Origin of the sequence: Acidovorax sp. LjRoot117 (assembly GCF_964252695.1) — a bacterium.
Taxonomy (GTDB): domain Bacteria; phylum Pseudomonadota; class Gammaproteobacteria; order Burkholderiales; family Burkholderiaceae_C; genus Acidovorax.
The window spans coordinates 900,122-919,083 of sequence record NZ_CAXUPO020000001.1 but is presented as its reverse complement, the minus strand read 5'-3'; the positions used below and the strand labels follow the sequence as shown (position 1 = coordinate 919,083).

The following is an 18,962-nucleotide window of genomic DNA, read 5'->3' as shown; positions in this document are numbered from 1 at the left end:
AGCGGGTGTTGGTGGCCTGCACCTTGCACACGCCGGGGCGTGGGGCGCATGGGCCGCTCACACCACGACAGCACGCTCTCTGACGCGGGTGCAGCGGTTTTTGCACTATCTTTGTGGGGTTGTCATCTAAATTTCTGGCTATGAAATCAAACCCATCCTCCGCCTTGCAGCGCATGGTCCGTGGCGCTATCGAGTACGACGACACGCGCGAGGGCTTTGCGCTCGAGCACCACGTGGCGCTGGCCGCATCCAGCGCGCTGGCGGTGTCGGCCTTCATGGCGCCGTCGCGCACTGCGGCCGCCGTGCGGGGCATCGGCGCAGGCTTGCTGCTGATGCGTGCGCTGAGCGGCAGCCAGGGCGTCCGTGCGTGGCTGAACGTGACCGACCGCCGCCCCGGTGCGCCGCTCAGTCCTGAAGAAGCCCGCGCCGCCTGGTACCTGTAGGAGCGTTCGGCGCGTGCGGATACCCATTGGCCCTCCAGCCCAAGCAGCCGATCACGCTGCGCTGGTCGGAGCGCCGCGCGGGGCGTCGACAAGCTCAGCCTGACCAGCATGGGATGGCTGAACGCGAGGCCGAGGGCGCCAAGGGCGGTGCGGGGCGGGTTCACGTTGTCTTGCGCGTTGTGTCACTTGCCCAGGCCCATGGCACGCGCAATCACCTCTTTCATGATCTCGTTGGTGCCGCCGTAGATGCGCTGCACGCGCGCATCGGCGTACGCGCGGGTGATGGGGTATTCCCACATGTAGCCGTAGCCGCCGAAGAGCTGCACGCATTCGTCCATCACTTTGCACTGCAGGTCGGTGGTCCAGTACTTGGCCATGCTGGCAGTCTGGGTGTCGAGCTGGTCGCGCGTGATCAGCTCGCAGCATTTGTCGACGAACACGCGCGCCACCTGCACCTGAGTCTGCAGTTCGGCCAGGGTGTGGCGGGTGTTCTGGAATGAGGCCACGCTCTGGCCGAAGACCTTGCGGTCCTTCACATAGTCCACCGTCCAGTCGATGGCGGCCTGCGCGGCGGACACGGCGGTGATGGCGATCTGCAGGCGCTCCCACGGCAGCTGCTCCATCAGGCAGATGAAGCCACGCCCTTCCATGGCGGGGCCGCCCAGCAGGTTGTCGGCAGGCACCTTCACGTCGGTGAAGAACAGCTCGGAGGTGTCCTGCGCCTTCATGCCCAACTTCTTGAGGCGCTGGCCTTTTTCAAAGCCGGGCATGCCGCGCTCCACCAGGAAGAGGCTGGTGCCCTTGGCCCCGGCCGCCGGGTCGGTCTTGGCGACCACGATCACCAGGTCGGCGTGCCAGCCGTTGGTGATGAAGGTCTTGCTGCCGTTGAGCACATAGTGCGATCCATCGGCGCTCTTCAGGGCTGTGGTCTTGATGCCCTGCAGGTCGCTGCCGGCGGCGGGCTCGCTCATGGCGATGGCGCCCACCACCGCGCCGCTGGCCATGGGCGGCAGGTAGCGGCGCTTTTGTGCTTCGGTGCCGTAGTGCAGGATGTACGGCGCGACGATCTCGCTGTGCAGCCCGAAGCCGATGCCGGTGGTGCCGGCGCGCGCCAGCGCTTCCATTTGCGCCACCGAATAGAGCTTGTCGGCCCCGGCGCCGCCGTATTCCTCGGGCAGGCTCATGCACAGAAAGCCGTTGGCGCCCGCCTGGCTCCACACCTCGCGCGCCACGTAGCCCTGGTCTTCCCAGGCAGCGTGGTGGGGCGCCACTTCCCTGTCGATGAAGCGGCGGAAGCTGTCGGCAAACGCCAGGTGGTCGCTCTGGAAGAGGGTGCGGTCGATCATGGCGGGATCCTATTTTTGCAAAGTTACTGCTTGGTTAAATTCTGCCACTGTCCAGGCCCTGGCGCACCCCCGAATGAAAAAGCCGCCCGGGGGGCGGCTTTGGGGCGGCAGAGCCGGCGCGCGCCTACTTCACATAGTCCGACACCACTTTCCACTTGCCGTCGGTGATCTGCGACAGGCGCGACAGGTCGCTGCCCAGGCGCTTTTGCGGGCCGTAGGTGGCCTCGGCGCTGCCGAACATGTCGGGCGGGATGACCATCGTGTCCATGGCCTTGATGAAGCTGTCGGTGGTGAGGCCCGTGCCTGCCTTTTGCGCGGCCTTGATGAACGCGTCCACCGCGCCGTAGCCATACACCGAGAACACGGTGGGGTCTTCGTTGAACTTGGTCTTGTACTTGTTGGCCCAGAAGCGGATGGGCTGGCTGGCTTCGTCCAGGTAGGGGTGCTGCACCGTCATGGTGGCGTACAGGCCGTCCATGGGCTTGCCGCCCAGCTTGTGGATGAGGTCGGTGTAGGCGGCGCTCGATCCGAGGAAGGTGGGGTTGAAGCCCGTCTTGCGCGACTCGCCGATGGTGCCGATGGTCTCGCGGATGATGGTGCCCAGGATCACGAAGTCGCAGCCCGAGGACTTCATCTTGGCGACCTGGGACGAGAAGTCGGTGGCGCCGCGCTTGTACGAGGTCTTCTCGGCGAACTCCATGCCGATGGACTTGAGCGCCGCCTCGCCGCCGCGCATCACCTCTAGGCCGAACTCATCGTCCTGGTAGATGGTGCAGACCTTCTTGGCGTCTTTCTCCTTGATGAGCTTGGGCGCGGCCAGGCGGATCTGGTCGTAGTAGGTGGCGGCGAACGAGTACTTGAGCTTGTGGAAGGGCTCGTACATTTCGCGCGCGGCCGTCACCGGGAAGAAGTTGATCACGTTCTTACTGAACTGCACCGGCATGGCGGCCAGGTTCTGCGCAGTGCCGATGTGCGCGATCATCATGAAGATCTTGTCCTGGTTGACAAGCTTTTGCGCGGCCAGCACGGCTTTCTTGGGGTCGTAGCCCGAGTCCTCCACCTTGAGGTCGAGCTTGCGGCCGTTCACGCCGCCTTGCTCGTTGGCCTCGTCCACGCGCAGCATCATGCCCAGCCGCACCTGCTTGCCAAAGCCCGCCAGCGGCCCCGACAGATCCTGGATGGAGCCCAGCGTGATGGTGTCCTTGCTCACGCCCTGGGTGGCCTGTGCATGCGCGGCGCCTGCAGCCAGGGCCATGGCAGCGAGGGCTGCGATGGGATGAAGTTTCATGGCACGTCTCCTTCGGTTGGATCGAACACGATCGCTCGTTATAGAACGATGCCCGGGGTGGGGCACCAGCACTTTCCCTATCTGCGGCGGGCCTGGGTGGCGGTGCGCCCTGGCTTCGACAGGCTCAGCCCGAACGGTAGGGGGTGATTGCACGGCTTTGGGGTTCAATCCACAAACCCTCAATCCACCAACCCACCAACCCCCACCCGTTCAGCCTGAGCTTGTCGAAGGCCGCCCCTACCGGTACATCGCCTCGATCTGCGCCGCGTATTTCTGCTGCACCAGCTTGCGCTTGAGCTTCATGGTGGGCGTTAGTTCTTCGTCCTCGGCCGTGAGCTGGGTGTCGAGCAGGAAGAACTTCTTGATCTGCTCCACGCGGGCGAACTGCGTGTTCACGCGGTCGATCTCGGCCTGGATCAGGTCCTGCACCTCGCGCGCGCGGGTCAGGCTGGCGTAGTTGGAGAACGGCACGTCGTTGTCCTGCGCAAACTTCTCCACGTTCTCCTGGTCGATCATGATGATCACCGTGAGGTAGGGCAGCTTGTCGCCGATGACCACCGCGTCCGTCACGTAGGGGCTGAACTTGAGCTCGTTCTCCAGCTCGCTGGGCGTGATGTTCTTGCCGCCGGCCGTGATGATGATGTCCTTCATGCGGTCGGTGATGCGCAGGTAGCCGTCGGCATCGATGGTGCCTACGTCGCCCGTGTGCAGCCAGCCGTCGGCGTCGATGGTCTCGGCCGTCTTCTCGGGCAGGTTGAGATAACCCTTGAACACGTTGGGGCCGCGCACCAGGATCTCGCCGGTGGCGGGGTCGATGCGCACCTCGTTGTAGGCCGCCGCAGGGCCGATGGAGCCGGGCTTGATGCGGCTGGCCGGCACGCCGGTGGCCGCGCCGCAGGTCTCCGTCATGCCCCATACCTCCAGCATGGGCACGCCCAGGGCGAGGTACCACTTCACCAGTTCGGGCGAGATGGGGGCCGCGCCCGTGACCAGAAAACGCGCACGGTGGATGCCGATGAGCTTGCGCACGTTGTTCAGCGCCAGCCAGCGCGCCAGCTGGAACTGCGCCTTGAGCAGCCCGCCCACGGGCTGGCCGGCCAGCACCAGGTCGGCGATCCGCGTGCCCACGCCGATGGACCACGCATACGCCGCCTGCTGCAGCGCGGTGGACTCCTTGAGCGCGATCATCACGCCCGAATAGAACTTCTCCCACACCCGCGGCACGGCGGTGAACACGGTGGGGGCGATCTCGCGCACGTTCTCGGGCACGGTGTCGGGGTTCTCGACGAAGTTCAGGCGCGAGCCGGTGTACAGCGAGAAGTACTCGCCCCCCATGCGCTCGGCGATGTGGCACAGCGGCAGGAAGCACATGGCCTCGTCCTGGTCGGTGCGCGAGATCAGCGTGTTGTAGCCGCGCACGGTGTAGGCCAGCGCGGCGTGCGTGTGCATGGCGCCCTTGGGCTTGCCGGTGGTGCCCGAGGTGTAGACGAGGATGGCCACGTCCTCGGGCTGGCAGGCCTGCACGCGGCGCATGAGCGCGTCGGGGTTCTGCTGGTTCCAGGCGCGGCCCAGTTCGCGCAGCGCCTGCAGGCTGATGACGCCAGGGTCCTGCAGCCCGCGCAGGCCTTCCATGTCGAACACGATGATCCTGCGCAGCAGCGGCAGGCCCGCACGCACCTCCAGCGCCTTGTCGAGCTGCTCGTCGTTTTCGACAAACAGCACGGTGGTGGCGGAGTCTTCGCTCAGATAGTGCACCTGCGCCGCGGCGTCGGTGGGGTAGATGCCGTTGGAGACGCCGCCGCAGCTGAGCACGGCCAGGTCGGCCAGCACCCATTCGATGTTGGTGTTCGACAGGATGGACGCGCAGTCGCCGCGCGCAAAGCCCAGCGCCATGAGCCCGCCCGCGATCTCGCGCACGGCCTCGGCGGTCTGGTCCCAGGTCCAGCTCTTCCAGATGCCCAGCTCTTTTTGCCGCATCCACACGGCCGGGCCGCGCAATGCCACCGCGTTCCAGAACATGGCGGAGATGGTGCTGCCGGCCAGCACGTCGGTGCCGGCGGGCTGGATGTGATCGAGGTCCCAGAGATTCGACATGTGGACTTATCTCCAGGTTTTTTTCTTCTTCCACCGCCGCTCGCCCCGCACGCCTTCGTCCTTCATGCCCAGGTAGAACTCCTTGATGTCGTCCTTCTCGCGCAGGCGCTCGCAGCTGTCTTCCATCACGATGCGGCCGTTCTCCAGCACGTAGCCGTAGTCCGAGGCGTTGAGCGCCATGTTGGCGTTCTGCTCCACCAGCAAGATGGTGGTGCCGCGCTCGCGGTTGATGCGCACCACGATCTCGAAGATTTCCTTGGTGAGCTTGGGCGACAGGCCCAGGCTGGGCTCGTCGAGCAGGATGAGCTCGGGGTTGGCCATCAGCGCGCGCGAGATGGCCAGCATCTGCTGCTGCCCGCCCGACAGCAGGCCTGCGTCCTGCGCAGCGCGCTCCTTGAGGATGGGGAAGTAGCCGTATACCGTTTCGATGTCGCGCGCGACGGCATCGGTGTCGCTGCGGGTGTAGGCGCCCATGAGCAGGTTGTCGCGCACCGACAGCAGTGCAAACACCTCGCGCCCTTCGGGCACATGCATGAGGCCCCGGCGCACGATGGCCGCGGGGTCGCGCGCGGTGATGTCCTGGCCCTGGAACTCGATGGTGCCCTTGCGCGGGTCGATGATGCCGCTGATGGTCTTCAAGATGGTGGTCTTGCCCGCGCCGTTGCTGCCCAGCACGGCCGCGATCTCCCCGCGCCGCACCTGCAGGCTCACGCCGCGGATGGCCTTGATGGGGCCGTAGGCGCTCTCCACGTTCTGCAATTTCAGCAGGGGTTGGGGGTCGGCCACGGCCGCGGTGCCAGCGTTGTCGACGGCGAGAACGGCGCTCATGCCCGCACCCCCTGGCTGGAACCGGCCGGGCGGCGCAGGTTGCTCACGTCGTCGATGGTGCCGAGGTAGGCCTCGATGACGCCGGGGTGCGACTGCACCTCGCGCGGCGTGCCCATGGCCACCACTTCGCCCTGGTTCATGGCCAGCACGCGGTCGGACACCTTGGAGACCAGCGACATGTCGTGCTCCACCATCAGCACGGTGATGCCGAGCTCGTGCTGGATGTCCTGGATCCAGAAAGCCATGTCGTCGGTCTCCTCCACGTTCAGGCCCGACGAGGGCTCGTCGAGCAGCAGCAGCTGGGGCTCGGTGCACAGCGCGCGCGCCAGCTCCACCACCTTGCGCACGCCGTACGGCAGGCCGGCCACCAGCGTGTCGCGGTAGTGCTGCAGGTCGAGAAAGTCGATGACCTGCTCCGCCTTCTCGCGGGCACGCACCTCGGCGTCGCGCACCTTGCGGGTGAAGAACATCTCTGCCCACAGGCCGGTCTCGCGGCGCGTGTGGCGGCCGATCAGCAGGTTGTGCAGCACGCTCGCATGCTCGAACAGCTCGATGTTCTGGAAGGTGCGGGCGATGCCCAGGCCCGCCACCTTGTGAGGCGGCTGGTCAGTCAAAGGCAGCATGGCACCGCCCGGGCCCGCGTACGCGATGGTGCCGGTGGTGGGCGTATAGATGCGGCTGATGAGGTTGAACACCGTGGTCTTGCCCGCACCGTTGGGGCCGATGAGGGTGAACACCTCGCCCCGGCGCACGTCGAAGCTCACGTTGTTGACCGCCAGCACGCCGCCAAAGCGCACGCTGAGGTTCTGGGCGGTGAGCAGGATGTCGTCGTTCATTTCAGCCTGTCCGATTTTTGGAAGGACTTCTGCCGCTTGAACATCCCCCTGCGGTAGAACGGGAACATCTGCAGCCAGGTGCGCACCTTGAGCCAGCGGCCGTACAGGCCCATGGGCTCGAACAGCACGAACGCGATCAGCACCGCGCCATAAACCACGGCCTGGAGCCCAGGCGCCTGGCCGATGGCGGCGGGCAGCCAGTCCTTTGTGAGCGAAATCATCTGGGGCATGGTGATGAGGAAGATGGCCCCGAGGAACGCGCCATGCACCGACCCGAGCCCACCGATCACGATCATCAGCAGCAGGTCGATGGACTGCAGGATGTTGAACTGGTCGGGCGAGATGAACTGCAGCTTGTGCGCATAGAGCGCACCGCCGATGCCGGCGAGGCCCGCCGAGATGGAGAACGACAGCGTCTTGTAGCGCGCGAGGTGGATGCCCATGCTCTGCGCCGATATTTCCGAATCGCGGATCGCAACGAAGGCCCGGCCCGTGGAGGACCGCAGCAGGTTCAGGATGGCCAGCGTGCTGACCACGGCAATCACCAGGCACAAGAAGTAAAACGATTCGGTGGATTCGAACTTGAACCCCCAGATTTCGGGTGGCACCAGGTGCTTGCCGGAGTTGCCACCGGTCACCGATTCCCACCGCGCGAACACCTCTTCGACGATGAACCCGAACGACAGCGTGGCCATGCCCAGGTAGATGCCCTTGACGCGCAGCGCGGGCAGTCCCACCACCACGCCCACGGCGGCCGACAGCCCCGCCGCGCAGGCCAGCGACAGCGCGAACGGCCAGCCCATGCCCGTGAGCACCGCCTGCGTGTACGCCCCCACGCCGAGGAAGGCCGCATGACCCAGCGAGAACAGCCCCGTGAAGCCGGCCAGCAGCATGAGCCCCAGGCCCACGATGGCGTAGATCAGCACGAAGGTGAGCTGCGCCAGCCAGTACTCGGGGGCCACCCAGGGAGCTGCGACCAGCGCCATGGCCAGCAGGCTGTACCAGAAGACATGCCCGCCATGTTTTGCCAGGCGCAGGTCTTGTTCGTAGGAGGTCTTGAAAAGAAAGCGCATGGGGTCAGACTTTCTTTCTCAATTTTTCGCCGAACAGACCGTTGGGTTTGACCATCAGCATGATCAGCACCACGATGTACGCGGCCGTGTCCTTGAAGCCGTCGGGCAGGTAGAAGCCCGACAGCGATTCGACGATACCGATGACCAGCCCGCCCACGATGGCGCCCGGCAGGCTGCCGAAGCCGCCCACCACGGCCGCCGGAAAGGCCTTGAGGCCGATCATCCCCATGTTGGCGTGCACGAAGGTGATGGGCGCGAGCAGCAGCCCCGCCACCGCGGCCACGGCGGCGGCCAGGCCCCAGGCCAGCCCGTTGAGCCGCTGCACGGGGATGCCCATGTAGTAGGCCGCCAACTGGTTCTGCGACGAGGCCTGCATCGCAATGCCCAGCTTGCTGTAGCGGAACATCGCGAACAGCAGCAGGCACAGCACGGCGGTGGCGCCGATCACCACCAGTTGCTCGGCGTTGAGCACCAGCGCCCCCAAGCGCAGGGACATGTCCTTGTAGGGCACGGGCAGCGTGTGGGTCTCGGTGCCGATGTTGGGGATCATCGTCACCAGGCCGCGCAGCACATAGCCGATGCCGATGGTGAGCATGACGATGGAGAACGCGGGCTGGCCGAGGATGGGGCGGATGACGGCGCGCTCGAGTACGGTGCCGAAAAGGCCCATGGCCAGGATGCTCGCGATCACCGCCACCCAGAACGGAAAGCCCAGCACCGTCATGAGCGCCAGTCCGCAGAACGCGCCCAGCATCATGAGTTCGCCCTGCGCGAAGCTCACGGTTTCGGTGGCCTTGTAGATCAGCACGAAGCCCAGCGCGATCAGCCCGTAGATGCACCCCTGGGAGACACCACTGATCAACAGTTGCACGAATTGCACACGGGCTCTCCCGAAGAGGACTGACGCAGATCGGACGGGGGCAACGCGCAGGGCCTTGGACATGCGGTGTGTCCGTCCTGGTCTGCGTGGGCCTTGGCAGATATTTATACAAAGCGATTGCTTTGCATAAATAATGGTGCACGTGCTGTGGGCGCACCGCACTCGGGGCTAACCCTGATGGCGCGTCCAGTGGCGTGGATTGCAGGAGGCCGCGGCGCATATTGACGCAGCCAGGGGCACGGCGCAATAAGGGTTGCGGCCTATGCCGGGTTCGGGTTGCCGGGGTGGGCATCGACGGAGGCATCAAGCGTGTCAGCGGTGTCGGTCGCGTCGGGGCGCGCTGCAGGCGCCCTGGAGAGGCTTGGGTAGCTTGGTGGCGCACCGGTGTGGGCCTCTGGATCGCTCGCACGCTCATGGAGCGCCGTGTCGCGTGGGTGACATGAAGCGGCGTCGCTCAGGTGCGCGCAACCTTGCGATCCGTCGTGCTCGATCGCTGCACGGCAGGGGCGGGCACCGCCGAGAGTTTTTTTAAGGAAAAATAGTCGCTACCGCTTGATCAACAAGCGCTGCAAGCTATAAAAATAGTAGCATCTACGGTGCAGGCCTTTTCACGAAGCGCTGGCGCCACCGCACAGGAACCGAACAGGAACCGCATGAGCAAAACCACCCACACCACGCCTTCTGCCGCCGAGCCGTTGGCGTTCGAGCCTGAGTTCATCGCCGGGCTCAAGGCCATCTTCGAAGAGAAGATCGTGTTCAACCAGGTGCTGGGCCTGAAAGTCACGAGCCTGCGGCCCGACGGCGTGACCGGCCGCATCGACATGAAGCCCGAACTGGTGGGGCACTACGCTTACAACCGCATTCACGGCGGCGTGATCAGTGCGGGCCTGGACGCGATGGGCGGCCTGGCAGTAATGGCTGCCATCGGTGCCAAGCACATGGATGAGCCGCCGGAGCAGCGCCTGCACCGATTCGGCAAGCTGGGCACCATCGACCTGCGCATCGACTACCTGCGCCCGGGCATCGGCAGCCATTTCGAGCTGCGCGCCAACGTTCTGCGCCTGGGCTCGCGCGTGGCCAGCACCCGCATGGAATTCCTGGGGCCGGATGGCGAGATCATGTCGGCGGGAGCGGCTGCGTACATCGTGTCGTAGCGGGTTGCGGGCTGGTAAGCAGGGGGCAAAGCGCGTTCAGGCGCCTGGTAGCACCCTGCAATGTCTGCAGTTCAACTCGGCGCAGCGCTGACCGCTGAATGTGTGATCCCGCAAGCCTTGCAAGTGCATGCAACGAGAGAACCGTTTGGTTACCGTTCTTGCGTAACGAAGGCATCTTTCCCTACACACGGTCCCTACGATGACTTCTTTTCAAGGAGATCTGATGGCCGTGCAAAACCCCTTCTTTGGCAAGCGTGAACCCGAATCGTTCCAACCCCGCCACAGCGCCACCACTTCCACACCGACCCCCTCCACCTCCGCCGGCCTGACGGGCACGGCGGCGACCAGCGGGCTCAATGCGCAGGCGCTGTCGGGCTCTGCGGCCAAGTCGCCCACCGACACCACGGGCAGCAAGCTCACGGTGGGCCCCAACATCAAGCTCAAGGGCGTGGAGATCACCGATTGCGACACGCTCGTGGTCGAAGGCACGGTCGAGGCCACCATGGATTCGCGCGTGATCCAGATCTCCGAGAACGGCGCCTTTCGCGGCTCGGCCGAGATCGACATCGCCGAGATCCATGGCGAGTTCAACGGCACGCTCACCGTGCGCCAGAAGCTCGTGATCTACAGCACGGGCAAGGTCAACGGCAAGATCCGCTACGGCAAGCTCGTGGTGGAAGAGGGCGGCCAGCTGGCGGGCGAGATCGAAGCCGGTTTTGCCAGCGGCGCATCATCGTCGTCGAGCGCGCAGCGCACCGCATCCGCGCCCCTGCGGGCTGAGCCCACTGCCATGGCGGCCTGATCGCCGCGCCGCCTTGGCGGCATTCCACCCCGCAAGGCATCCACCCACCCGGGCACCTGGGATGGCCCAGCCGCCTGGCTGATGTCCGTCGCAACGGGTGCCTGTTCACATCTGCTCCCGCGCTCTGGGGGCCGACGCGTTGCGTGCCCAGGTTTGCGCCTGCTGCGACTGTTGTGGCACTCGCGCCTTGAGCGCAGGCCAATCGCGGGCCAATGCTTGTGCAGGCCCCAGCGTTTACTCGTCTGCTGCGGCAGCGGGCGCAGGCTGCGTGAGCTTGGGCACAGACCGCGGGCGGCCTTGTTCGTCGATGGCCACGTAGGTCAGGCGGGCCTCGGTCACCTTCACGTACCGGCCCTGTTCGGCAAAACGCTCGGCGTACACCTCCACCTCGACCGTGATCGAGGTGTTGCCCACGCGCGTGATGGCCGAGCAGAACGACAGGATGTCGCCCACCCGCACGGGCTGCTTGAAGATGAATTCGTTGACCGCCACCGTGGCCATGCGGCCCTGCACGTAGCGCGCGGGCAGCACGGAGCCCGCCAGATCCACCTGCGCCATCACCCAGCCGCCGAAGATGTCGCCGTTGGCGTTGCAGTCCGCGGGCATGGGGATGACCTTGAGCACCAGCTCCTTGTCTGTGGGCAATGCGGCGGGTGGTGGGCTGAAGATGGCAGACATGGGCAAAATCCCGGGTAGATAAAAAAACAACCGGAATTGTCCCCCATGCGCCGCACCGGCGAATCCACCTCCCCCCTCCCCACGCCCCCGGGCGCCGCCGCGGCGGCCTCCACGCAGTCCGACTGGTCCACGCTCTCCCGCCTGTTCCCCTACCTGTGGCAGTACAAGTGGCGCGTGCTCGCGGCCCTGCTGTTCATGGTGGGGGCCAAGGTGGCCAACGTGAGCGTGCCGCTGTTGCTCAAGAACCTGGTCGATGCGATGAGCATCAAGCCCGGCGACCCCACGGCGGTGCTGGTGGTGCCGGTGGGCCTGCTGGTGGCCTACGGGCTGCTGCGCCTGTCCACCTCGCTGTTCACCGAGCTGCGCGAACTGGTGTTCTCGCGCGCCACGCAGGGCGCCACGCGCAGCATTGCGCTGGCCACGTTCGAGCACCTGCATGCGCTGAGCCTGCGCTTTCATCTGGAGCGGCAGACCGGTGGCATGACGCGCGACATCGAGCGCGGCGTGAAGGGCATCGAGTCGCTGATCTCGTACTCGCTCTACAGCATCGTGCCCACGCTGATCGAGGTGGTGCTGGTGCTCACCATCCTGGCCGTGAAGTTCGACGCCTGGTTCGCGTGGATCACGCTGTGCGCGCTGGGCCTGTACATCCTGTTCACCGTGACGGTGACCGAATGGCGTACCAAGTACCGGCGCGAGGCCAACGAGCTCGATTCGGCCGCACACACCAAGGCGGTGGATTCGCTGCTGAACTACGAGACGGTCAAGTACTTCAACAACGAGGGCTTCGAGGCGCGGCGCTACGACGAGAGCCTGGACCGCTACCGCCGATCGCGCATCAAGGCGCAGTTCACGCTGTCGCTGCTCAACACCGGCCAGCAGCTCATCATCGCGGTGGGCCTGGTGGCCATGCTGTGGCGTGCCACGCAGGGCGTGGCGGCGGGCACCATGACGCTGGGCGACCTGGTCATGGTCAACGCCTACATGATCCAGCTGTACATCCCGCTCAACTTCCTGGGCGTGATCTACCGCGAGATCAAGCAGAACCTGACCGACCTGGACAAGATGTTCACCTTGCTCGACCGCGAGCGCGAGGTGGCCGATGCCCCCGGCGCGCAGCCACTGGCAGGGCTGGACCAGCCCACGGTGCGCTTCGAGGACGTGCACTTCGCCTACGACCCCCAGGGCGGCCGCACCATCCTGCACGGCGTGAGTTTCGAGATCCCGGCCGGCAAGACGGTGGCGGTGGTGGGGCCGTCGGGCTCGGGCAAGAGCACGCTGGCGCGGCTGCTGTTCCGCTTCTATGACATCCAGCAGGGCCGCATCACCATCGCCGGACAGGAGATCCGCGGCGTGACACAGGCCAGCGTGCGCCAGGCCATCGGCATCGTGCCGCAGGACACCGTGCTCTTCAACGACACCGTGGCCTACAACATCGCCTACGGCCGCCCGGGCGCCACGCAGGACGAGGTGGAGGCCGCGGCCCGCTCGGCGCGCATCCACGACTTCATCGCCAGCGCGCCCAAGGGCTACGGCACCATGGTGGGCGAGCGCGGGCTCAAGCTGTCGGGTGGCGAAAAGCAGCGCGTGGCCATCGCGCGCACGCTGCTCAAGAACCCGCCCATCCTCATCTTCGACGAGGCCACCTCGGCGCTGGACTCGGCCAACGAGCGCGCCATCCAGGCCGAGCTGCAGAGCGTGGCGCAGAACAAGACCACGCTGGTGATCGCGCACCGCCTGTCCACCGTGGTGGACGCGCACGAGATCCTGGTCATGGAGTCGGGCCGCATCATCGAGCGCGGCACGCATGCGCAGCTGCTGGCGCAGCGGGGGCGGTATTCGAGCATGTGGGCGCTGCAGAATGAGAGCTCCCCCTGAAGCGCTTCGCGCTATCCCCCTGAGGGGGACGCCACCGGTGGCCCGGCAGAGCCGGTTCCACGGTGGCGCTGGTGGGGCCGTGCTTGTTGCATGCGTCGGTGGGGTGACTGACGTTGCCTGCCTCTGTGGCGTCCCTTGTTTTGTTCCGTTGTTTTCGGTTCCTCGTTCATCCTGTTCCTTCCGCTCCCATGAAACCTGTCCTGCTTGCCCTCATGTTCCTGTCCGAAGAACACCGCGCCCAGATGGCGCAGTCGTTCGAGGTGATCTATGCGCCCGACGCGGCGCAGGCTGCGGCGGCGATAGCCGGGCATGGCGCGCGCATCGCGGTGGTGCTGACCATCGGCGCCACGGGCCTGTCCGCGGCGCAGATCGATGCGCTGCCGCAGGTGTCGCTGATCTGCGCGCTGGGCGCGGGCTACGAGAACATCGCGGTGGCGCATGCCAAGGCGCGTGGCATCGTGGTGGCCAACGGCGCGGGCACCAATGACGACTGCGTGGCCGACCATGCGTTCGGGCTGCTGATCGCCACCGTGCGTGGCATCCCCAGGCTGGACGGCCTCACGCGCCAGGGCGTGTGGCGCACGGCGCTGCCGCTGCCGCCCAACGTGTCGCACAAGCGGCTGGGCATCATCGGCCTGGGCACCATCGGCAAGAAGATCGCCCAGCGCGCGCTGGGCTTCGAGATGGAGGTGGGCTACCACAACCGCAGTGCGCGCAGCGATGTGGCCTACCGTTACTTCGCCGACGTGGCGGCGCTCGCCGGGTGGGCGGATTTTCTGATCGTGGCCACGCCCGGCGGCGCGGGCACGCAGCATCTGGTCGATGCGCAGGTGCTGCGGGCTTTGGGCCCGGGCGGCCATGTGGTCAACATCGCGCGCGGCAGCGTCATCGACACCGCCGCGCTGGCTCAGGCGCTGCGCGATGGCACCATCGCAGGCGCGGGCCTGGACGTGTACGAGAGCGAGCCTGCGCCGCCGGCCGAACTGACCGGCCTGGACACCGTGGTGCTCACCCCCCACGTCGCCGGCTGGTCGCCCGAGGCGGTGCAGGCGTCGGTGGACCGCTTCCTGGAGAACGCGCGCCGGCACCTAGCGGGCGAGGCGCCGGTGTCTCCGATCTGAATCACGGCCAGATGGATATCTGGCCGTGATTCACTACGCACCTGGGCAACAAGTGCCAGCGGCTAGTGAATTGGCGTGGCGGTAACAGGGTTGTAGACGTGGTGTTGCTCTGTAGTGCTATTTGCGCTACATGGCTACAATGTGCGCATGACTGCCCTCACCGTTCATCCCCTGTCGTTGCGCCTGGCCACCGGCGACCTAGCCATCATCGACCGCGCCGCCGCGCTGCGCGGTCGGTCGCGCACCGAGTTCATGCGCGATGCCGCCGTGCGGGCTGCGGAAGAAGCGTTGCTCGAAGCCCTGCCCATCCGCATGAGTCCCGAGGGCTTCGAGGCCTTTCTGTCCGTGCTCGCCGAGCCCGGTACGCCCGTGCCGGAGATGGTGCAGACGCTGCAGCGCACCGCGCCCTGGGAACGCACCCCGTGAAGATCGAAGGGCCGCAGGCCCTGACGGCCCAGCACGAGGTGTCGTCGTTCTCGTGCGGCCACCCCGCGCTCGACCGCTGGCTGCACACCCGCGCGCTGTCCAACCAGCAAAAGGGCTTCACGGCCGTGGTCGTCGTGCATGTGCAGGGCCGCGTGGTGGGTTTTTACGGCCTGTCGCCCACGGCGGTGCTGCCCGTGCAACTGCCGCGCTCCGTCCGCACCGGCCAGCCGCCCGATCCGGTGCCCTGCCTGCTATTGGGGCAACTGGCCACCGACAGCCGCTGGGCCGGGCAGGGTGTGGGTACAGGCTTGGTCAAGCATGCCTTGCAGCGCAGCGTGGCAGCGGCCCAGCTCATCGGTGGCCGTGCTCTGGTCGTTCACGCTGTGGATGAGGGTGCCGCCGCATTCTGGACGCGGCGGGGCTTCATCGCTTCACGCGACGACCCGCTGGTGCTGTTTCGGTCCATGGCGGACATCGCGGCATCGGTGGCGGCTGCGGATGGTGCTGCATGAGGGCGAGCAATCAGCAGCAGATGCAGCCAGCCTTGATGGCGATGAAAAGTCAGCCAATGAGCTGGAAGAGAGAAGCACCATGGACCTGAAAGCCCTGCAAACCCGGTTGCGAGAGTTCGCTGCCGAGCGCAACTGGCAGCCGTTCCACACACCCAAGAACCTGTCGATGGCGCTGATGGTGGAGGCGGCCGAGCTGGCCGAGATCTTCCAGTGGATGACGCCAGAGCAGTCCCTGGCCGCGCGCGACGACCCGGCGCTCACGGAGCCCATCGCCGACGAGGTGGCCGACGTGCTGCTGTACCTGCTGCAGATCGCCGACCACGCGGGCGTGGACCTGCACGCTGCGGTGGAGCGCAAGCTGGTGAAGAACGCGGTGAAACACCCTCCACCCAAAGCCCCCAACCTGTGACACAAGAAAAAAGAGCTGCTACCGCTTGATAGACAAGAGCCAGCAGCTCCTTTTTTGATAGCGTCAGCTTACTTGCGCGCCGCAATCGCCTTCTCGGCAGCCGTCACCAGGTCGGCACCGATCTGGCCCTTCCACTTGTCGTACACCGGGCGCGTGGCCTTCACGAAAGCGGCGCGCTCGGCGGGGGACAGTTGCGTCACGGTCACGCCGTTGGCGGCGATGTCCTTGAGCAGGGGCTTGTCCGCCTCGACCATGCCCTTGCGTGCGATGGCGATCTCTTCCTTGCCGGCGTCGATGGCGGCCTGCTTGACGATTTCGCGGTCGGCAGGGGTCCAGGAGGCCCAGATGTCCTTGTTGACCACGAAGATCAGCGGGTCGTTCACGTAGCCCCACATCGTCACGTGCTTTTGCGCCACGGTGTGCAGCTTGGCGGCCATGTAGACGGCGATGGGGTTTTCCTGGCCGTCCACGGCGCCGCTGGCAAAGGCGGGCTGTGCGTCGGCCCAGCTCATTTGCGTAGGGTTGGCGCCCAGCGCGGTGAAGGTGTCCAGGAACAGGGGCGAGCCCACCACGCGGATCTTCAGGCCCTTGAGGTCCTCGGGCGTCTTGATGGCCTTCTTGGAGTTGGAGATTTCGCGGTAGCCGTTCTCGCCCCAGGCGAGCGGCACCACGCCGGCCTTGTCCAGCGTCGCGAAGATCTGCTTGCCCACGTCGCCCTGCGTCACCGCGTCCACCGCCGCGTAGTCGGGGAACAGGAAGGGCAGCGAGAACAGGTTCAGTTGCTTGACCTGGGGCGACCAGTTGATGGTGGAGCCCACGGCCATGTCGATCACGCCCTGGCGCAGTGCGGAGAATTCGCGCGTCTGGTCGCCCTGGATCAGCGAGACGCCGGGGTACAGCTTGATGTTGATGCGGCCGCTGGTGCGCTCGCGGACCTTGTTGGCCCACAGTTCGCCGCCCTTGCCCCAGGGGAAGGCGGTGCCCAGCACCAGCGACATGCGGTACTCGCTCTTGTAGGCGGTCTGTGCGATGGCGGCAGGGGCCGTGAAGGCCAGGGCCGCTGCGGCGGCCACGGCCGAGGTCAGGAAGGTGCGCAGTTTCATGGTGTCAGTCTCCTTGTAGAAATCGATGGGTCAATGCGTCAGTCAGTCAATGCAATGCGTCGGTACGGCGGTCAGTCGGTCAGTAGCCAAGCTTGGCGGGCAGCCACAGCGCCAGCTGCGGGAAGGCGATCACCAGCACCATCACGAGGAACATGGCGAGCAGCATCCAGCCCACCCAGCGCACGGTCGACTCCATGCGCACGCCCGCGATGCGGCACGAGACCATGAGGTTCACCGCCAGCGGCGGGGTGAACTGGCCCAGGGCCACCTTCAGGGTCAGGATCACGCCGAACCAGACCGGGTCCCACTTGTAGAACTGCATGATGGGCAAGAGCAGCGGCACGAAGATCAAGAAGATCGAAATGCCGTCGAGGAACATGCCCACGGTGATCAGCAGCACGATGAGCAGCGCCAGCACGCCGTACTCGCCCAGGCCCGAGTTCACGATGGCGTTGGCCACCGGGTCGATCACGCCCAGCGTGGACAGCGAATATGCAAAGATGCCCGCCAGCGACACCACGATGAGGATCACCGCCGACAGCTCGCCCGACTCGCGCAGGATGGGGAACAGGTCGCGCACCTTGATCGTGCGGTGGATCACCATGCCCACGAACAGGCCGTAGAACACGGCCACCACGGCGGCTTCTGTGGGCGTGAACCAGCCGGCGCGCATGCCGCCCAGGATCAGCACCGGTGCGGCCAGGCCCCAGGTGGCCTCGCGCAGGCTCTTCCAGAACGGGGGGCGGGGCATGGTGGCCTCCAGCGCTCCCATCTTGTGCTTGCGGGCCATCCACACGGCCGGCACGATGAGTGCGATACCGGCCAGGATGCCGGGGATCATGCCGGCTGCGAACAGCGCCGGCACCGAGGCGCCCGGCACCAGCACCGAGTAGATGATGAACGCGACCGAGGGCGGGATCAGGATGTCGGTGGCGGCTGCCGCGCCGACCACGCTGGCCGAGAACGAGGGCGGGTAGCCCGCGCGCGACATGGCGGCGATCATCACGCCGCCCACGGCGGCGGCGTTGGCCGGGCCCGAGCCCGAGATGCCCCCGAGGAACATGGCCACCGCAATGGCCACCAGCGGCAGCATGCCCGGGCCGCGCCCGACTATTGATACGGCGAAGTTCACGAGGCGCAGCGCCACGCCCGAGCGGTCGAAGATGGAGCCCACCAGCACGAACATCGGGATGGCCAGCAGCGGGTACTTGCCCAGGCCCGCGTAGAAGTTCTGCGGCACGGCCAGCAGGCCGAACCACTGGCTGTCGGCATTGGCCAGGGCGATGGCGGCGGCACCGGCCAGGCCCAGGGCGGCGCCAATCGGCACGCCCACGAACATCAGGCCCAGAAAGGCCACGAACAGGAGCGTGGCGATCATGGCTGGGCGTCCTGGGCGGCGGCGTCGGAACGGCGCGCTTCGCGGTTGCGGCGCACCAGCAGGCCCACGGCGCGGGCCGCGATCAGCGTGGAGAGCACCGGCAGCCAGATGGAATACCACCACTGCGGCACGCCGATGCCGGGCGAGGTCTCGCCAAAGCGGTAGTCGTCCCACACCACGCGCACGCTCAGCACCGCGATCAGCCCGAACAGCACGGCCACGCAGATGGCGCCCAGCTGGGCCAGGCGCTTGCTGCGCATTGCCGAGCCGCCTTCTGCGAAGTACTCGATGCGGATGTGCTGGTCACGCGCCACGGCAGCCGAGCCGGCCACCAGGGCCAGCACGATCATCAGAAAGACCGAGATCTCTTCCGTCCAGGCAAAGGACGAATTGGTGAAGTAGCGCACCAGCACGTTGGCGAAGGTGATGAGCGCCAGCGCCGCCATCACGATGACGGTGAGCCAGTCTTCCAGCCGCAGGGAGCGCGGCTCGGATTCGGGGCTCTCGGCAGCCACGGGTGCCGCGTCGGGGGCCTTGGCCCCCGGAGGAAAAGAGGAGGACATTGGAGCGGGGAGCAGGGGTGGAGGAGAACAAACAGGCGAATGCTGGTCGATGGCTCTGCCCGGCAGTGTTGTGCACCAGGGGCTGGCGGCATGCCCCGAGGGCAAACAGGCGCGGTGGGCGCTGCTCGGTATTATGCGATGTGTTGCTAA

The 18,962-nt window shown here is 66.3% G+C and carries 19 protein-coding genes; 8 read left to right on the top strand and 11 right to left on the bottom strand.

Features of this window, described 5'->3' with window-relative positions:
• Window positions 1–140: 140 nt before the first annotated feature.
• The gene (locus ACSQ3D_RS04310; protein WP_235504013.1) at window positions 141–443 is read left to right on the top strand and encodes a hypothetical protein; all 303 of its coding nucleotides are present in this window, start codon (window positions 141–143) and stop codon (window positions 441–443) included.
• Window positions 444–625: 182 nt separating this feature from the next.
• On the opposite strand, the gene ACSQ3D_RS04305 is transcribed toward ACSQ3D_RS04310, so the two are convergent.
• The 7 genes from ACSQ3D_RS04305 to ACSQ3D_RS04275 form a co-directional block, all read right to left on the bottom strand.
• Complete coding sequence (locus ACSQ3D_RS04305) at window positions 626–1,789, bottom strand: acyl-CoA dehydrogenase family protein (RefSeq protein ID WP_436126024.1); 1,164 nt, start codon at window positions 1,787–1,789, stop codon at window positions 626–628.
• A 124-nt stretch (window positions 1,790–1,913) separates the two neighbouring features.
• A complete protein-coding gene (locus ACSQ3D_RS04300) occupies window positions 1,914–3,077 on the bottom strand; it encodes an ABC transporter substrate-binding protein (RefSeq protein ID WP_056416613.1) in 1,164 nt (387 codons plus the stop codon).
• Window positions 3,078–3,314: 237 nt separating this feature from the next.
• Window positions 3,315–5,171 carry an AMP-dependent synthetase/ligase gene (locus tag ACSQ3D_RS04295; RefSeq protein ID WP_436126023.1) on the bottom strand — a complete coding sequence of 619 codons (1,857 nt, stop codon included), beginning with the start codon at window positions 5,169–5,171 and terminating at the stop codon, window positions 3,315–3,317.
• 6 nt (window positions 5,172–5,177) lie between these two features.
• Entirely contained in the window at window positions 5,178–5,999 is an 822-nt protein-coding gene (locus ACSQ3D_RS04290) for an ABC transporter ATP-binding protein (RefSeq protein ID WP_056163951.1), read from the bottom strand.
• On the bottom strand, window positions 5,996–6,835 hold the full coding sequence (locus tag ACSQ3D_RS04285; RefSeq protein ID WP_436126022.1) for an ABC transporter ATP-binding protein: 840 nt from the start codon (window positions 6,833–6,835) through the stop codon (window positions 5,996–5,998). The genes ACSQ3D_RS04290 and ACSQ3D_RS04285 overlap by 4 nt, the downstream gene beginning before the upstream one ends.
• Complete coding sequence (locus ACSQ3D_RS04280; protein ID WP_436126021.1) at window positions 6,832–7,908, bottom strand: branched-chain amino acid ABC transporter permease; 1,077 nt, start codon at window positions 7,906–7,908, stop codon at window positions 6,832–6,834. The genes ACSQ3D_RS04285 and ACSQ3D_RS04280 overlap by 4 nt, the downstream gene beginning before the upstream one ends.
• Window positions 7,909–7,912: 4 nt before the next feature.
• Complete coding sequence (locus ACSQ3D_RS04275; RefSeq protein WP_436126020.1) at window positions 7,913–8,788, bottom strand: branched-chain amino acid ABC transporter permease; 876 nt, start codon at window positions 8,786–8,788, stop codon at window positions 7,913–7,915.
• A 653-nt stretch (window positions 8,789–9,441) separates the two neighbouring features.
• Here ACSQ3D_RS04275 and ACSQ3D_RS04270 point away from each other — a divergent pair.
• Window positions 9,442–9,942, top strand: coding sequence for a thioesterase family protein (locus ACSQ3D_RS04270; protein ID WP_436126019.1), 501 nt, complete (start codon window positions 9,442–9,444; stop codon window positions 9,940–9,942).
• Between the two features lie 223 nt (window positions 9,943–10,165).
• Window positions 10,166–10,744 carry a bactofilin family protein gene (locus ACSQ3D_RS04265; protein WP_056416598.1) on the top strand — a complete coding sequence of 193 codons (579 nt, stop codon included), beginning with the start codon at window positions 10,166–10,168 and terminating at the stop codon, window positions 10,742–10,744.
• Between the two features lie 234 nt (window positions 10,745–10,978).
• On the opposite strand, the gene ACSQ3D_RS04260 is transcribed toward ACSQ3D_RS04265, so the two are convergent.
• Entirely contained in the window at window positions 10,979–11,422 is a 444-nt protein-coding gene (locus ACSQ3D_RS04260) for an acyl-CoA thioesterase (protein ID WP_436126018.1), read from the bottom strand.
• Between the two features lie 45 nt (window positions 11,423–11,467).
• Here ACSQ3D_RS04260 and ACSQ3D_RS04255 point away from each other — a divergent pair, with 45 nt between their 5' ends.
• From ACSQ3D_RS04255 to ACSQ3D_RS04235, 5 genes are all read left to right on the top strand, one after another.
• A complete protein-coding gene (locus tag ACSQ3D_RS04255) occupies window positions 11,468–13,300 on the top strand; it encodes an ABCB family ABC transporter ATP-binding protein/permease (RefSeq protein ID WP_436126017.1) in 1,833 nt (610 codons plus the stop codon).
• A 188-nt stretch (window positions 13,301–13,488) separates the two neighbouring features.
• Window positions 13,489–14,421: a 2-hydroxyacid dehydrogenase gene (locus tag ACSQ3D_RS04250; RefSeq protein ID WP_056416589.1), complete on the top strand. Its 933-nt coding sequence runs from the start codon at window positions 13,489–13,491 to the stop codon at window positions 14,419–14,421.
• Window positions 14,422–14,568: 147 nt separating this feature from the next.
• Entirely contained in the window at window positions 14,569–14,847 is a 279-nt protein-coding gene (locus ACSQ3D_RS04245; RefSeq protein ID WP_056163928.1) for a DUF1778 domain-containing protein, read from the top strand.
• On the top strand, window positions 14,844–15,359 hold the full coding sequence (locus ACSQ3D_RS04240; protein ID WP_056163925.1) for a GNAT family N-acetyltransferase: 516 nt from the start codon (window positions 14,844–14,846) through the stop codon (window positions 15,357–15,359). Before ACSQ3D_RS04245 ends, ACSQ3D_RS04240 begins: the two co-directional genes overlap by 4 nt.
• Window positions 15,360–15,438: 79 nt before the next feature.
• Entirely contained in the window at window positions 15,439–15,768 is a 330-nt protein-coding gene (locus tag ACSQ3D_RS04235; RefSeq protein WP_396503387.1) for a nucleotide pyrophosphohydrolase, read from the top strand.
• A 68-nt stretch (window positions 15,769–15,836) separates the two neighbouring features.
• On the opposite strand, the gene ACSQ3D_RS04230 is transcribed toward ACSQ3D_RS04235, so the two are convergent.
• The 3 genes from ACSQ3D_RS04230 to ACSQ3D_RS04220 form a co-directional block, all read right to left on the bottom strand.
• Window positions 15,837–16,871 (bottom strand): DctP family TRAP transporter solute-binding subunit, encoded by a 1,035-nt coding sequence (locus ACSQ3D_RS04230; RefSeq protein ID WP_436126016.1) that lies wholly within the window; start codon window positions 16,869–16,871, stop codon window positions 15,837–15,839.
• Window positions 16,872–16,950: 79 nt separating this feature from the next.
• On the bottom strand, window positions 16,951–18,249 hold the full coding sequence (locus tag ACSQ3D_RS04225; RefSeq protein WP_056163919.1) for a TRAP transporter large permease: 1,299 nt from the start codon (window positions 18,247–18,249) through the stop codon (window positions 16,951–16,953).
• On the bottom strand, window positions 18,246–18,812 hold the full coding sequence (locus ACSQ3D_RS04220) for a TRAP transporter small permease (RefSeq protein ID WP_056416581.1): 567 nt from the start codon (window positions 18,810–18,812) through the stop codon (window positions 18,246–18,248). Before ACSQ3D_RS04220 ends, ACSQ3D_RS04225 begins: the two co-directional genes overlap by 4 nt.
• Between the last annotated feature and the right edge of the window lie 150 nt (window positions 18,813–18,962).